Source organism: Candidatus Wallbacteria bacterium (assembly GCA_028687545.1).
GTDB lineage: Bacteria > Muiribacteriota > JAQTZZ01 > JAQTZZ01 > JAQTZZ01 > JAQTZZ01.
Genome location: JAQTZZ010000039.1, coordinates 19,173 through 34,980, shown reverse-complemented (window position 1 = coordinate 34,980; position 15,808 = coordinate 19,173). Strand labels below are relative to the sequence as shown.

The following is a 15,808-nucleotide window of genomic DNA, read 5'->3' as shown; positions in this document are numbered from 1 at the left end:
CGAACTGATTTACGAGGATCAGCCTTATACTTTTTTTTGCAATTTTGAATGTCTATATGCAGTTGTCAAAAGAATCTATGGAATCGAAGTCGTTTTATTAGGAATTATTTACAATTATTATTGCTGGTATGTGCCGTTTGTTCAGCAGAAATATCACAATTAGTGTTTCAGCCTGTTTGTCTCCTTGCTGACTATTTCGTTGAATATTATCAGTGAGTCTTTCAGATTCCGCGCCACCTGAGCGAGACGAAAGCTTTTTTTCTCTGGAATATTCTCGTTTTCAGAAGCAATTGCTTCAAAAAAAGCGATATCTATATTTTCCTGTATTTTCAGGAGATTCTTCCTGATCCTGTCCATTCTTCCCTCCTTTTTGCTGTTTTTCATAATCATTATATGTATCAAGTTCCATGCCAAAATCTGCAGAGCGGAAAAATGCCCGGAAAATCAAGTAAAATGATGATCCAGTTCAGGCCGGAGAAAATAAAAAGGAAAAAAATATCCTGAAAATTATCCTGATTCGGAGGAGGCGGCTCTGTCTGGTGTGATTTTATTTTTTATGAGCCTGCCAAGCGCATCCCGTAATCCAATGAAAAATTTCCCGATGTCCCGGTTGACTGCAGTTCCGACAGAAAGCCTGTACCAGGGCGAGGTCAGCCCGGCGCCAAAAGCATAGAACGGCACCAGCGCGATCCGGGCTTCATCCAGAAGATAAGCCGTAGCATCGGCTGTGGTAGCCAGTTTCACCCCAGCCTGGGTTTTCGCGCCTGTGATGTCAATCTTGGCTGTAAGATAAATGGCTGCCTGGGGAGTCACTGAATCAACGGGAAAGCCTTCCTTTTTCAGCTGCTGGAAACCTTCGTGAAAGGCGAAGAGCTTCGAATTGATATCTGCACGGTATTTAAGAAGAAAACGGTCGACAGCTTCATTCTGTGATAGAAATCCGGCACAGGCGATCTGTTCAGCCCTGGGAGCCCAGGCCCCGATGTGGCCGAGGATCGCTTTCATCTTATCCAGCACCCTCTGCGGTCCGAAAGCCCATCCCACCCTGACTCCTGTGGCTGCAAATGACTTGGAGATTCCATCAATATAAAGCGTGTAATCTCTCATCTCAGGGAAAAGCGAGACAGGATCGTAATGCTTTATTTTCCCGGATGTGAGCATCCAGTAAATCTGGTCGTACAGAACATAAAGTGGTTTCACTCCCTTTTTCCGGCTTCTGTTTTCAGAAATTACCAGTTGGCAGATTCTGGCCAGTTCATTCCTATCGAAAACAGTGCCTGTAGGATTCTGGGGAGAGCATAAGGCGATCAGGGATGCCTCTTCAATATGAGGGGCAATTTCATCTGCAGTCGGCATGAAATTGTGCGAAGCAGTGGTTTCTATGAAAGCTGGCTTTGCAGCCATCTGATGACAGTAATGATTGTTGTTCCAGGACGGCACAGGCACGATCACAGTATCCCCCGGATCGACCAGGGTCCTGTAAGCAGTATAGATGAGGGGTCTGGCTCCGCCTGCAATCAGTATCTGCTGTTCGCCGTATTCCAGGCCTCCTCTGGTTTTTAAAAACCCGGCCACTGATTTTCTGAGCTGCAGCATGCCGTCAGCTGGAGGATAATTGGTTTCGCCTTTCTCATAAGCCGCGATGATTCCAGACTTGAGCTCTACCGGGATCGGAAAAATGGAGGGATCGAAATCTCCGATCGTGAAGTTGTAGATCTGTTCCCCTCTCTGGATTCTTTCGCGGATCTCGCCTGCCAGCTTGATGATCTCAGAGCCTGTAAGATTTTCCGCCATGCGGGATACTTTTAGAATTTGATTCTTCTTCATCAACCCTCCGGGTATTTACTGCAGGCATTATAGCTTACTTGATGAATTTGGCAAATTTTTGTGGTGTGCAGCCGGATGTTGTTCGAAGGCCTTGATTTGTGGCTGGTCCTGTCTCTGCGTTACCATTTTGACCTTCTTCGGCAAGCTCAGAAGTCCAAAAGGTAACTCCGGCCACCCCACAAGGATTTCAACCCTGACAAATTTTAATGTTCAGAGACTTCACCTTAACCGGCTGTTCAAAAATGGCCAGATGCAAGGCGCACGAAACCGAGTAAGGGAGCCGTACTTAAACGTACGGTGACCGATCGAGGTTGAGTGCAACGCCGCAGATGGCCGTTTTTCAACAGCCGGTCAGATCTTGTTCAGGGCTTGAACTACATTCTGGGAAAGCCTGATTGTGCTGTGATCTTCGGGCAGGACTGTGTTGGCAGCCCCGTCGATCGCGGCATTTTCCACCTTGACCAGGCCGTCGTTGACTCCGCCCATGATTTTCGAAGTGAATGAATAAAACCAGTTTTTCGGTTTGTTGCCTGCATAAGTGACGAATTTCACGCCCTGCACAGGGTGTCCGTTGATTTCGTTCAGCAGCGGGCTGTTCACATACAGTTCAGATAAAGACTTGTCCACATGATCCAGGATCACCAGGCAGACCAGCTCGAACATCCAGGGGATCTTGAAGGATACGCCCTTGTTAGGGCTGGCGAGAGTCATGATTCCTTTCAGGCCAGGGACAGGAGTATCTTTGTTCTGGGCGAACAAGTCGCGGGTGATCACTCCGCCCAGGCTGTGGCCGACTATATACAGATCCGTGAAATTGTACTTGGCTTTGAGTGCCTTGATTTCATTCAGAAGCCTGGCTGAAGTGTCTTTGACAGCCTCTCCGCTCGGATAGTAAAAAGCCCAGGCCTGGAAGCGATTCTTATCCAGATTCTTGTTGATGAAGTCGAAATCGCTGGGGCTTGCGCCATGGCCGTGCACGAACAGCACCACAGCCTTGCCCTGCTGATATGGATCGAGCAGATAGACTCCGCTGTCCACCCGCTTCATGAATTCTGCCGGATCGTCGTAACCGAGATTGACGTATGTCTTATCGAAAATTTCGTTGTTCAGGCTGATTACATCTTCGTGCATCCTGATGGAATCCTTGGGTTTTCCCCTGGAATCCAGTATTTTCCTGGTAAGATCCGTGCGCCGGACAGCCAGGGCCTTGTAAGCTGCAGTGACATTTTTCACCTGCTCCTCAGTCACATTGCCGCTGTCTGCCAGCGACTGAGCGTAAGCGTGCAGAGCTTCGGCCTTTTCTTCCAGCCTGATGTATCCGCAGTATGCACTTTTTAATTCCTTGTCGTCTTTCTGCTGCAACTGATCGAATACAGAAGCCATGATACTGCTGTCATCAGATGCCGAAACTTTAAAAATAGAAGTCAGAAAAATAAATAGAAATAGAATTCTTGTCATCTTATCCCCTGTAGTCCTGATCTTTAATCTAATTTTAGTCCGGAAACCCGTTTTGTCAAGGGCTGGGTTAATGTTCAGGTTGACAAAACTTACTTTTCAGACTTAAAATCAATGCAGCACATTTGAAATTTGCAGGTGATAAGGTGATAAATTTTTAAAAAATAAACTGTGGAGGGTTGATGTCAGTTACATTTGGAACTCTTCTGTTTTCAATTTTATCGTTGGTACTCATCTTCGCGCTCCTATTCAACTACCTGATCAGGCTCTATAATATCACCTGCGAAGCTGAAGCTGACGTAAATGTGCAGCTCAAGCGCAGGCATGATCTGATCCCTAAGCTCGTGGATGCGGTTTCAGCCTACAGCGCACATGAAAAAAGAGTGCTGGAAGACATTGCCAAGACCAGGAGCGAATGCCTGGATACAGGGGCACTGCCTGAGCGCTCAGCAAGCGAATCCAGGCTCGCGGGAAGCATCAGATCCATCCTGGCCCTCGCCGAATCCTATCCTGATCTCAAGGCAGACCAGAATTTTCTCTCACTGCAGAAGGAAATTTCAGCAGTTGAGGATGCGATCCAGAATTCACGGCGTTTATACAATGGAGCAGTGCGGAATTACAACGTGCTGGCCCAGTCGTTCCCTGCCCTGCTGATAGCCAGAGCAGCCAATTTCAAGTCCAGGGAATACTTTGAGCTGGCTGCGCAGGAAGACGAATCGCCTCCAGTCAGATTTTAATTTCAAGGAGCGCCTGATGAAAATATTCCTGTTTCTGTTCATAGTTTTTATTGCCGCTTCTGCAGGAATCTGCGATCACATCCAGAACTATCTCGTAAACATAGAAATCAATCCTGATGACTCAATCCTGATCTATGAAAAAATCAGGGTCCAGACGGAACTGGATGAAATCCGCCATGGGATCTGCAGGGATTTCCCTGTTTCCTATGTCAATTCTTTCGGATTGACAAAAAAATGCGGTTTTTCGATCCTTTCCATCGAGATGGACGGAAATCCGGAATCCTATGAAGTGGAAAGAACATTCAGTTCAGCGATGATTGTAATCGGGTCGCCTGACAGAATTTTGTCCCGCGGCATTCACACCTATGACATCAAATTCAAGCTCAGCCGGGTATTCGGAATTTTTACGGATCATGACGAACTTTACTTCAACGCGATCGGCAATGGCTGGAATTATCCTATCCTGTCTGCTGATGTAAATCTGACAATTCCGCAGCAATTCAGGGGTAAAATCACTTCCTTCGAGTGCTTTGGCGGGAAATACGGCAGCAGGGAGCAGATCCTCACAACGGAAAATCTCAATACCGGATATGCAGTAAAGAATAAGCGGGTGCTGCAGCCTTTGGAAGGCATCACCTTTGTGCTTGGCTGGCCGAAAGGTCTGACAACCGCTCCTCCCCTCAAATTCCAGGATTTTGTAGGAGACAATCTGAACCTGTTCATCGGACTGGTCGGGACAGTGCTGCTTCTCTGCTATTTCCTGCTGGTCTGGTATAAGGTGGGGCAGGACCCCAGGGCTGGTTCAATCTTCCCGAGATTTGAGGGACCTGCGGGCATTTCCCCTGCTGCAGCCAGATTCCTGATCAATCGCGAGACCGACAATCAAAGCCTGCTTTCAGCCATCATCAGCATGGCAGTTAAAGGATACCTGAAGATAAACGTGCAGGATAAGTCGTATTCCCTGGAAAAAACCGGGACAGACGAAAGCCGGCTTTCAGATGATGAAATGATCATCGCTAAAGAGATTTTCAGCTCTGCCGACAAATTGAAAGTCGGTCCTGATTATTCCCATTCACTTTCCAGTGCCCTGATCAAGCTGGATAAATACATGGAGAAAAACTGGCTTGAAGATTATTATTCCAGCAACTTTGGCTGTTTCATCATCGGCTTGAGCCTGTCACTCATCACCTGGGGATTGATGATCCTGTACGGCGAAAGTATCGAGGCCATGCTGGCAATCACACTGATTCTGGTTTCAGGAAACATCCTGACATCCTGCGCGATCGGAGCAGGGATCAGACATGAACTTGACAGTAACCTCGGCCTGGAAGGACCGGTAAAATCCGGTCTGTACCTCTCCCTGGGCATTGTCTGTACGATTCTCAACGTCTGGCTGATTTATCAGATAGTGCAATTATACGATCTCAATCCGGCGATCGCCATCCTGATCACTCTGATCAGTGCAATTGACACGCTTTTTTTCTTCCTGCTGCCTGCTCCCACTTTGAAAGGCCTGAGGCTGATCGAGGAACTGCTGGGATTGAAAATGTTTCTGGGTATCGCTGATGCAGACAGATTCAGCGGCAGATCACCTGAATTGAACAAAACATTGTTTGAGCGGAATCTTCCCTATGCCCTGGCCCTGGACGTGGAAATCCCCTGGGGAGAAAAGTTCACTGCAGTGCTGGCACAGGCAGAGGAACCTTCCTGGTATACAGGAGGAGGCAGGATTTGTTATTACAGTTTCCCGAAAGTTCTCAATTCAGGCTTCAATTCAGTTGTAGCTAATTCAATATCCAGCGGTCCCTCCGGAGGAGTCGGTGGAAGGGGCAGCTTCAGTTCCAGATCCGGTGGCAGAGGTTTCAGCGGTGGCGGCCGGGGCGGTGGCGGCGGGCGGGGGTGGTGAAAGAGGCACGATCACTACTCTTGGCGGCGGGGGCTTGCAGGGATCGAGTTCCACGAGCAGAATTTTGAATCGCTCGCTGTCAGTAATGAAATCCTCGCAGCGCTTGATTAAAAATTCCCGCAGCCTGTGCCTGTCTATTTTTTCCAGGTCAGCACGCAAGATGTTTAATTTTAAAAAATCCAGGTAATTGTGATGTGCGATCTCAGTGGTATAGGGCGCAATGATTGTCCCGACTTCCCCGGTTACGCTTGGACACTGACCGCAGAGGTCCAGGATCAGCAGGAATTCACGCTGTGATCGTTTGAAATCAGATGCATAATGCAGAAGCTCTCTGAAATACTTTTCCTCATCCAGCCCTAGCGAATACGGGAGATACCCGCTTACTGACTCCACATTCTTGTCGTTTCTTGCGATCAGGCGCACCAGGTCATCCCTGGTAACTTTTTCGCCAGCCATCAGAGTCAGGCAGTAAAACAGTAAAACAGCCAGAACAGTTCTCATAGCAGTACCTATCGACCGAATCAGATCAGTCGTATATTGGACTTCAGCTTGAGGTGGAATGTGAATTAATCCAGCTCCGAAACACCTTGACATATAACCAGACCTGGATATAATTTTGTTAACAAATAAGCCGGAGAGCTTAGAATTCAGGGAGGAGATTTTCATGAGACTTACCGTCTGCGCTCTTTTACTGTTCAGCCTGGCAGCCTCTGCCGCAGTTTACGACGGATGGCTCTATCCGGGCCAGGACTATAATTTCCCTGTGCAGCCAGGCATGAGAATTAATTATGTGGAAGTGACCTGGTCAGACAACGGCGGGAACGCAGTGGGCATGCTCTACCTGGGAAGCCAGAGCTGCGGCGCCAGAAACGTAGCATCCGCAGCCATGGGTGTCAAGGAAAGATGGTATGTCAGCACCACTCCAGCCAATCTCACCGCAGGCACCATCAAAGTCTACAACGACACAGTCAAGATTTTTGGAGTATATGTTGATTACGGCTATCAGCCTGTGCTGAATCAACCCGCAAATCCTGGTTATCCATCCAATTATTTCAACAATACAGGGAATTACTATCCCAAGGCCTATCAGCCAGCACCTCGCAGTCTGGATCAGGTGATCACTGACGCCAATGACGAGTATAATGACCGTTACAACTGGCCCGGCTGGTATGAACCGGGCAGGGATTACAGATTCCAGCTCGAACCAAAGAAGAAGATCCGCCAGATCAGGATCCGCTGGTACTGCACAGAAGGCAAGGCCTATGCCTGGCTTTACATCAACTGGCGTATGGAAGGAACCCGCTATGTTCCAAAGGGTAATTATCCGTTCTACGACTGGTGGTACCTGTTCAATGCCACGACTGACGACGGCTATTTCAACGAGGGCAGGCTCAGTATCTATTACGAAAAGGTCTACATCGATTCAGTAGATGTTGAATACGATAACAGCTACAATCCAGCCAACCCGAAAGGCAATGAACCTGTTAAAGTGATTTTTGAATCGATCAGCAAGTAATCTGTTTTAGTGAAGATTTAAAAAGTCCTGCTCAGGCAGGACTTTTTTTATCAGATTCAATTTCTTAATTTTAAATCAATCTGGAAACTGAACTGAACAGGCTGCGGCTTTTCCTGATCTTAGGCGCACTGCCCAGAACACAGAGACAGTTTTTTTTTGTCAGTTCGTCGATCATGCCTGCGAAACTCCGGATATCAGAAGGCGTTGTGCTTAATATTTCATCGCGTTCCCGCTGCAGATCCTCGTGGCTTCTTCCGCTCAGGAAATCGCAGGCAGCCCGCTCGCCTTTCTGGGCTGGAGTGAGATACTCGTCGAATTTTCCGATCGTGCCGATGATGTATTTCCGCATTTCCCGCTCTGACGGTCTGAAATTGTCCAGATATTTTCCTGTCTCCCTGAACATCTGCAGGGTTTCAGCCAGATTCGGATCGGAATGGGATACAAAACAGGCATTGCCGTTTCGCTCAAGCGACAGGTAAACCCCGTAAGCACCGCTCCCGCGGGCTTTTTCCCAGAGATAATCCAGAGTCACGATCGATTCCAGCACCGCCATTTTCCCGGAGTATGAGCATCCCAGCCGGTTGAAATTATAGCCCTGCGCGATGCTCTGGACTTCCCGCTCTACAGCCAGACCCTCGTTTTTCAGGTCATCACTGGAATCAAACGAAGCCCGCTGGGATTTGATCTGCGGAATGGATTTTCTGAATCTCTCAAAATGCAGCTCGAAATTCCCTGATTCCTCGGCAGATGCTGTGAAACAGGCCAGGTGCAGCCTGTTGAAAACAAGTCTGTAGACCCTTTCCAGTTCTATCGCAACTTTTTTGCCTGAAGATTTCATTTTCCCTTCGATTTTGCGGAGAAAACTGTAAAAAGACAGTCCTGAAAGTAATTCCTCATACCTTTCCACTCCCGAAAAATAAGAAAGCAGCCTGCGCCTCGCGAAATCCTCACCCTGGGAAACGATGTCTTCCTCGATTCCGCATTTCAGTTCATAATAAAGTTCCAGCAGTCTCCCTGCTTCAAAAAAGACCTGTTCAGTAATCAGCTCTGTCAAAAGCTCGAAAAGCCTGGGCAGCTCCCTGGCTAGAGCTTTAGCTCTCACACAGAGCCTGGGATGGAAAACAGAATCTGATTCCGAAAAAGTCTGAACGTCGAACTCGATTCCACCGGTATAAAGATCTGTCAGAGTGGACAGCTCTGAAAAACTGCGTTTCCTCGTGCTCAACCTGCCAAGCAGTGTCGCAAGCAGACCAAGATAAGGGATTTCGTCGCAATTCAACCCCGACACATCGAAATAAAGGTCAAGATAGCAGATTCCTGACGTCTGCTGCGGCAGTTGAAGAACTATGACCTCATCATGCCTTGAAAGATTCTGCAGGATCCGCTCCTGGTTCCTGTCGATTTCAGACAGTTCAAGCAGTGGGAGACAGGCTTTATCCGCATTTTCGGGTATGGCCTGCCATTCGCGGAAATCCAAGTCAGCTTCAAGCTGCTTCTTCCATTCCTGGGTTGTGGCAGCCTTCCCCATGGCTCTCAGGCGCATTCTGAGCTCCTGCTCCCTCTTTCTGAGCAGACCTGATTCAGGAATCAGGGTGAAAAGTGACTGATGTTGGTTTTCCAGAAAGCAATTCCTGATCATGGTCGAGATTGTAGCAGTATCCATCGAAATTCTCCTGAGGATAGCCTCGAAATCCAGCGACAGGAAAGGGTCGCAACCGTGAATCCAGTTCCCGAGTGCAAAAAAGTTGCAGTTTATCCCGCGCTGGACGTCGCCTCCTTCTCCTTCCCTGACCGCAAATTCCAGACGATTCAGTCCGGCTTTTAAGATCTGCGGATCAATCCCGTCCCGCTGCACATCCGCTAAGGTGTTGAAAATCAAATCCCTGAACTCAGTCTTTTTTCCGGCAGGTGCGTCCCTGACTACTATCGAAAAGACGGGCTGGAGGTTCAGCCTTGAGAGGACAGTAAAGGAGTCCTTGCCCATTCCGGCCAGTTTCTCCCTGAGGACAGCACCCGGCTTGTCGAACAGGGCGTATTTCAGAATCTCCAGCAGATATTGGAATTCCAGGTCAGTAGAGAGACCGGTGGCAAAATTCAGGCTGTAGCAGGTTTTTCCAGCCACTCTGCCTGAAACCGGATAGGAAAGCTCCAGATCCAGAGGCTTACTAAGTCCCGGCTGCAGTCCGATCCGGGAGGCAGGGAGTGAAAGTTCGAATCCACTAAGGTATTCCCTGTCCAGGTAAGCTGTTACTTCGTCCAGGTCCCATCTTCCATATAGAAAAATCAGGCAGTTCGAAGGATGATAATATCTGCGGTGAAAGGAAACGACCTTCTCATGAGTGAGGTCAAGCATCAGATCCGGGTCTCCGCCGGATTCACAGCCATACTCGTTGTCCGGGAACAGCGATCTCTGCGCGCGGGAAAGCAGCAGTGCTTCGGGAGCGGCAAAAAATCCGCGCATCTCGTTGTAAACCACACCATTTGGGATGAAGCGCCTCTGCTTGCCAGGCTGCAGCCTGATCCCTTCCTGTTTCAGGATTCTCGGGTCCTGCAGCAGCTTCGGGTAAAAAACCGCATCCAGGTAAACATCCATCAGGTTGAAAATATCCGCCCTGTTCCTGCTGGCCACTGGAAACACGGTGGAGTCCGGCATGGTCATGGCATTCAGAAAAGTGCAGAGCGAGCCTTTGTCGAGCTCGATGAAGGGGTCCTTCAGCGGATATTTTCTGGATCCGCAGAGCACGCAATGCTCAATTACATGCGGGAGTCCTGAGTTGTCCGGAGGGGGTGTGCGGAACGCGATGGAAAAAACCCGGTTGTCGTCAGGATTATCGAGAAAAAGGAGATCAGCTCCGCTTTTTTCATGCCTGAAAAAATGGCAGTCTGAACCGACTGAGCTGATCCGCTGCTCGCGCAGCAGCCTGAACCCGTGTCTCACCCTATTCGAACACTCGAGATTTTTTCCCGAACAGATTGCCTTCTTTTTCGATCCTGCTCTCATTGCCAAGTACGCACAGGCATTTTTTCCCTGTAAGTTTGTCAAAGACCCCGGCCATTTTCCGGATATCTTCCATTCCAGTAGACAGGATCTCATCACGCTCCCGCTGCAGATCCTCGTTAGTCACCCGGCAGAGGTAGTTCCGGTCAGAGGCATCAGCTTTTGCGGACGGAGTGATCTGGCTGTCCAGATGCCCGATCGTGCCTATGATGTACTTGGTCATCTCCCTGCGGTCCGGATTGAATCCGCGCAGATAATCCCCGGTTTCATCGTAGATTTTCAGAGTTTCCGACAGATTGGGATCCCTGTAGCTGCCGAAACTGAGATTTCCTTCCCTGCCCACTATGATATGAGCTCCGTATGCGCCACCCTGGACGCGGACCTTGTTCCAGAGATGGTCAAGGCCGACGATGGTTTTCAGCACTGCAAGGTTACCTGAATAATCAAGTCCGAGCTGTCTGTAATTATAACCTTTGGCCACAAACTGCACCTGACTCTGGGTCATCAACCCTTCGTTTTCCACAGTCAGATCGAATCTGTAATTCTGTTTTGCTGCACTCGTGTCTGGAAGTTTTTCACAGAGACCTGACAGCTCTGCAATCAGATTGCCGCAGTCGGATTCGTCGGATGTGATGGATGCGACCAGTGCCTGTCTTGAGAACAGAGTCCTGAAGATCCCGCTCAAGATTTTTTTCAGACTGTCTGACTTCTTTTCGAAATTCTTCTCGAGATCAGCAATGAACTGGTAAAAAGAAATTCCTTTCACCAGTTCCTCATACTTTCCGTATTGTGAATAATAAGAGCGAACCCGTCTCCAGGAATAAAGATGTCCCTCCATCGGGATTCTCATTTCCAGCCTGGATTTGATTTCCCGGATCACCTCCAGCAGCCTGTCTCCATCAGAAAAATCGCTTTCCAGCATGATTTCGCCGAGGATTTTGAGAAGTTCCGGAAATTCCGCCACCAGTGCTTTTGCTTTCACCAGGAACTTGGGGAAGTAGATGGAATCAGTGTTCCGCTCAGGATAAGATTCCGGAAAGAAGGAAACCCCTCCGGTATGGGTGTTTATTTTTTTTGTCAGCTGGCTGTAATGATTGGACTTTGTGCTGATCTTGGTCAGAAGTCCTGACAGCAGGCCAAGATATGGGATCTGCTCCTCTCTGACAACCGAGGAATCGAAATAAAGATTCAGATAGGCGATGCCGCTTGTGAAAATTCCATGTTTCAAGACCTGGACCGAATTCAGGTCAATCACAGTAAGTGGAATTTCAGTAATCTTCCTGTCAATGTCAGAAAGAGACAAAAGCGGGATTGTTTCAAGCGCTCCAGCTTCATCGGGTGTAGACTGCAGCTGCTTGAGCCTGGCGGTTTCGGCTGTGAGCTTTTCCAGGTCGATTCTGGACAGGGTTTCCTTATGCTGCGTAAGCGCAGCAGAAAGTGCTGCCTGATTTTTCTCCAGCAGGCCTTTTTCAGGCTTCATGACCAGGAGTGTGCTGTGTCTGGAAGAGAGCAGATACTTTTTGATCAGTTTTTCAAAATAATCACTGGTCAAAGCTTTCCTGATTTTCCTGAAATTCCTGGAAAAGGAAAGATTGGCAAAGGGGTCTCCTTCATGCAGCCAGCTGTCCATCATCATGAAATTATAATGAAGACCTTTGGGAAGGCCGTGGCCTTCAGCTTCGCGCAGCTCGAATTCCTTCCTGTTGATGCAGGCTGCCACCAGTTCACGGTCTATGCCGTCTTTCACCATTTTTTTCAGGGTGTCGTTCACAATCTTTCTGAATTCGTCTTTTCTGTGTTCGTCTGAGTATTTCACGATCACGCTGAAATAGTTCTGCAGCAGACCCTCTTCGAACTGCCCCATCACATCCTTGCCCAGCCCGGATTTGATCAGCGCTTCTTTCAGCGGTGCTCCAGGAGTGTCGAGCAGCATGGAGCGCAGGATGTCAAAGGCGATGTAAAATTCCGAGGATAGGGGTTTCCCTACCAGCCAGTTCAGGCTGAGGAAAGCTTTGCCTGCAGTATCAGCAGACTGGGGCACAGGATACTCCCTGATAATCTCAATCGATCCGAACTCTTTCTGCATGGAAATCCTGGAATCCAGGCTGATACGGTCATAATCTTTCAGATAATTGTCATTGATGAATCCGAGCTGTTTGTCAAGATCTCCATTTCCATAGAGGAAAATGTAACTGTTGGAGGGGTGGTAATAGGTGCGGTGGAACCTACGGAATTCAGCCAGCGTGAGAGTGGGAATGGCCTCAGGGTCACCGCCGGAATCGAAACCGTAGGCATTGTCCGGGAACAGGGATTTCTGGATCTCCTTACTCAGGATGCGTTCAGGAGATGAATAAGCTCCTTTCATCTCATTGTAGACTACCCCTTTATAGGAAAGCGGGCTGTCAGGCGTATCGAGTTCGTAATGCCATCCTTCCTGCATCAGGATCTCGGGTTTCAGATGGATGTTGGGGTATAAGACAGCATCCAGATACACATCCATCAGGTTGAAAAAATCCTTCTCATTCCTGCTGGCTACAGGATACATGGTCTTATCCGAAAAGGTCATGGCATTCACGAAGGTGGAGAGCGAACCCTTGATCAGCTCGACGAAGGGTTCCTTGCTTTTGAATTTTCTGGATCCGCACAGCACCGAATGTTCAAGGATATGGGGCAATCCGGTGTCGTTATATGGCGGAGTTCTGAAGGAGATGGAAAAGACCTTGTTGTCATCGGAATTGGAAAGCGCAGAAAGCCTGGCTCCGGATTTTTCATGCTCAAAGATCAACCCTGTGGAATTGACTTCGCTGATCTTCTTTTTTTTCAGGAGTTTGAAACCGTGATAAACACTTCCGGAAACGAATTTCATGATGCCTCCAAATTTTTAGGAAGTGATTAGTTACTGTAAAAACCTCGCAGGAGCTCGGTTTTAACAGTAACTAATACAGTTCCCCTATCGAATCATCCCGCCTTACTCCCATGATCCGCCCTGTCATCCATTTCTTTTCCAGGACCGTGATTTTCGGATACAGCTTTCTGCGGAAAAAATGGCCGCCTTCAGGCTGATGAGTATTATCGATGATCAGGTAGTATTTTTTCTTTTCAACAGGGGTAAAGACAAAATCCCATTTCTGGCAGCAGTTGCGTACCAGGATCGGATTCAAAACTCCCTGTTCTGTCTCCAGCATCTTCTTGTAATTGCGGAGGCTTTCCCGGTCCAGGATCAGGATGTCAAAATAACGGTTTTCGTTGCATTCCACCATGAAATTGAATTTTTCGCCTGCCGCAAGGTCAAGCTCGATCAGCAGATAATGATTCCAGTTCAGGCTGAAACTGCTTTGGAATATCTGGAACCATTCCTCCTTGTCCAGAATCACTTTTTGCCCCTGCACCTGCAGGTCAGCACAAAGAACCAGGTGAAAAGAAAAGAATAGAATCGAAATCAATATTTTTTTCACGAGCCCTCCAGCTACAATAAAATTACACCCCCACAGGGACTCTTGCAAGAAATCAGAACTATTTCACAAGAGACATGAAAATGGCAGCCACCCAGGCCACCCGCCAGATAAATGTCAAAGTGGAATCCAGGGTTCCCAGCGCATAAGCCTGGGACTGGGTGGCATCCTGATATTCGCTCAACAGGGTCTGGGTATACATTTCACTGTCTTCCAAACCTTTTTTCATGATTTCCGAATAAAAAGCCGCCTCAAATTTGTTGGCTTCAGCTTCCTGACCCAGGAAGTGATAGAAAGGATTGCGGAGGATCAGGTAAAGGAAAGTGGCAGGCCTCTGATTCTGGCTGACATGGATCAGCTCGTGCAGGATCAGGCCGGCCTGGATTTCAACCGGGGCCTTGAATTCAGCGGGATCAAAGACAATTTTGTTTGTCATGAATCTGTTGGAGGCAGCCGCCTGGCGGCCAGGGTGACCGGGAATCATGACAGCAGGAGGAATTTCAGGCAGGTTTTTGATCAGACCCTCTTTCAGGCAGGATTCCAGAAATTCCCGTGCCGGATGCAGAAGTTCAGCCTCAGGCGACGGCAGCAGCAGTTTCAGCTCAACTTTTCTGGATTGAGTCATATTGATGTGAGGGTGTCAGCAGTTTGCTTTTACAGCCAGGGCGGCAGTGGAAAAAGCGGCCTGCAGGTTGTAGCCTCCGCAGTCACCGTCCAGATCCAGAACTTCCCCGGCAAAATAAAGCCCAAGCACGATTTTCGACTGCATTGAGTTCGGATCGATCTCTTTGAGACTGACTCCGCCAGCAGTCACCATGGCTTCATTGAAACCGCCGGTTTTTTCTACTGTCAGCGAATATCTGGTGATGGAGTTCAATAAAGATTCCAGCAGCTTGTTGGAAGCATCGGCTGCCTTGAAATCCTGATCGATTCCCAGCCTGGAAAAAATCACCTCGACCAGTCTCGCCGGCAGGGCTGATTCCCTGAGTACACTTTTCAGCTGTTTTTTCCCGGCAGCACGTACTGACTCGAAAAATTCACAGTTGAAACGCTTTTCCTGATCAGGAGGCAGGAAGCAGAGTTGCAGTTCGTCCCCGGGCAAAGCCTGTGCCGAAAGCGTCATCACCGCAGGTCCGCTCAGATTCCTGTGTGTGAACATGAAATCAGCATGTGTGATCCCGATTTTTCTTCCGCTCCGCCATAAGGATGCACCGCAATCCTGAAATGAAATTCCGGAGAGCCCGGAAAACGGATACTCCTTCACATAAATCGGCGCCAGGGCAGGCCTGGGTTCAATGATATCGTGTCCCAGCCCGGCCGCCAGCCCATAGCCGTCTCCTGTCGAGCCTGTGCCTGGGTATGATTTCCCGCCTGTGGTAATCAGGACGGCTTTTGATTCATAAATATTTCCGGTCCTGACTGAAAATGCCATGCCCCTTTTCTCGACTTTCTCCACCCGTTCGGAGCAGGCAATCCTGACCTGCTTTTTCCTGCATTCTTCGAGCAGGACTTTGAGTACAGCTTCAGATCCGCCTTCAGGGAACAGCTTGCCGTTCTCGTCTCCCCTGAATCCGATTCCTCTCTGCTCAAAAAAATGCATCAGCTGCAGATTGTCCAGGCATCTGAAAGCAGGCCTGAGAAAATTACCGTTTTTTCCGTAAAACGGCAGAAAATCCTCAATCTGCCCCTGATGGGTAAGGTTGCATCTGCCTGAACCGGAAAGCAGAAGCTTTCTGCCTGGCTCAGGCATCTTTTCCAGCAGAAGTACCTTGCCGCCTGCATTTGCGGCTGCGAACAATCCGGCCGGCCCTGCCCCGATGATGATGAAATCGTACAGCATTTGTTAAAATCCTTTAATCAATTCTACTGATAAAATAGCTAAATATCCAGATGCAGAAATTGTTCGTTGCTTGTTTC

Annotated in this window: 12 protein-coding genes; 3 read left to right on the top strand and 9 right to left on the bottom strand. The window is 48.6% G+C overall.

Features of this window, described 5'->3' with window-relative positions:
* Positions 1-159 precede the first annotated feature (159 nt).
* The 3 genes from PHW04_13975 to PHW04_13965 form a co-directional block, all read right to left on the bottom strand.
* Entirely contained in the window at positions 160-357 is a 198-nt protein-coding gene (locus tag PHW04_13975; GenBank protein ID MDD2716994.1) for a hypothetical protein, read from the bottom strand.
* A 150-nt stretch (positions 358-507) separates the two neighbouring features.
* Complete coding sequence (locus PHW04_13970; GenBank protein ID MDD2716993.1) at positions 508-1,827, bottom strand: aminotransferase class I/II-fold pyridoxal phosphate-dependent enzyme; 1,320 nt, start codon at positions 1,825-1,827, stop codon at positions 508-510.
* A 351-nt stretch (positions 1,828-2,178) separates the two neighbouring features.
* Complete coding sequence (locus tag PHW04_13965) at positions 2,179-3,285, bottom strand: alpha/beta hydrolase (protein MDD2716992.1); 1,107 nt, start codon at positions 3,283-3,285, stop codon at positions 2,179-2,181.
* A gap of 179 nt (positions 3,286-3,464) precedes the next feature.
* Here PHW04_13965 and PHW04_13960 point away from each other — a divergent pair, with 179 nt between their 5' ends.
* Together PHW04_13960 and PHW04_13955 are read left to right on the top strand one after the other, a co-directional pair.
* Positions 3,465-4,019 carry a LemA family protein gene (locus tag PHW04_13960; protein ID MDD2716991.1) on the top strand — a complete coding sequence of 185 codons (555 nt, stop codon included), beginning with the start codon at positions 3,465-3,467 and terminating at the stop codon, positions 4,017-4,019.
* 16 nt (positions 4,020-4,035) lie between these two features.
* Entirely contained in the window at positions 4,036-5,925 is a 1,890-nt protein-coding gene (locus tag PHW04_13955) for a DUF2207 domain-containing protein (GenBank protein ID MDD2716990.1), read from the top strand.
* Here PHW04_13955 and PHW04_13950 read toward each other — a convergent pair.
* Positions 5,809-6,426: a hypothetical protein gene (locus tag PHW04_13950; GenBank protein ID MDD2716989.1), complete on the bottom strand. Its 618-nt coding sequence runs from the start codon at positions 6,424-6,426 to the stop codon at positions 5,809-5,811. The genes PHW04_13955 and PHW04_13950 overlap by 117 nt on opposite strands.
* A gap of 163 nt (positions 6,427-6,589) precedes the next feature.
* Here PHW04_13950 and PHW04_13945 point away from each other — a divergent pair, with 163 nt between their 5' ends.
* The gene (locus PHW04_13945; protein ID MDD2716988.1) at positions 6,590-7,441 is read left to right on the top strand and encodes a hypothetical protein; all 852 of its coding nucleotides are present in this window, start codon (positions 6,590-6,592) and stop codon (positions 7,439-7,441) included.
* 70 nt (positions 7,442-7,511) lie between these two features.
* On the opposite strand, the gene PHW04_13940 is transcribed toward PHW04_13945, so the two are convergent.
* From PHW04_13940 to PHW04_13920, 5 genes are all read right to left on the bottom strand, one after another.
* On the bottom strand, positions 7,512-10,379 hold the full coding sequence (locus PHW04_13940) for an insulinase family protein (protein MDD2716987.1): 2,868 nt from the start codon (positions 10,377-10,379) through the stop codon (positions 7,512-7,514).
* Position 10,380: 1 nt separating this feature from the next.
* On the bottom strand, positions 10,381-13,305 hold the full coding sequence (locus PHW04_13935; GenBank protein ID MDD2716986.1) for an insulinase family protein: 2,925 nt from the start codon (positions 13,303-13,305) through the stop codon (positions 10,381-10,383).
* 70 nt (positions 13,306-13,375) lie between these two features.
* Positions 13,376-13,894, bottom strand: a complete 519-nt coding sequence (locus PHW04_13930; GenBank protein MDD2716985.1) for a hypothetical protein — start codon at positions 13,892-13,894, stop codon at positions 13,376-13,378.
* A 58-nt stretch (positions 13,895-13,952) separates the two neighbouring features.
* Entirely contained in the window at positions 13,953-14,516 is a 564-nt protein-coding gene (locus PHW04_13925) for a hypothetical protein (GenBank protein ID MDD2716984.1), read from the bottom strand.
* 15 nt (positions 14,517-14,531) lie between these two features.
* Positions 14,532-15,731 (bottom strand): NAD(P)/FAD-dependent oxidoreductase, encoded by a 1,200-nt coding sequence (locus PHW04_13920; protein ID MDD2716983.1) that lies wholly within the window; start codon positions 15,729-15,731, stop codon positions 14,532-14,534.
* Between the last annotated feature and the right edge of the window lie 77 nt (positions 15,732-15,808).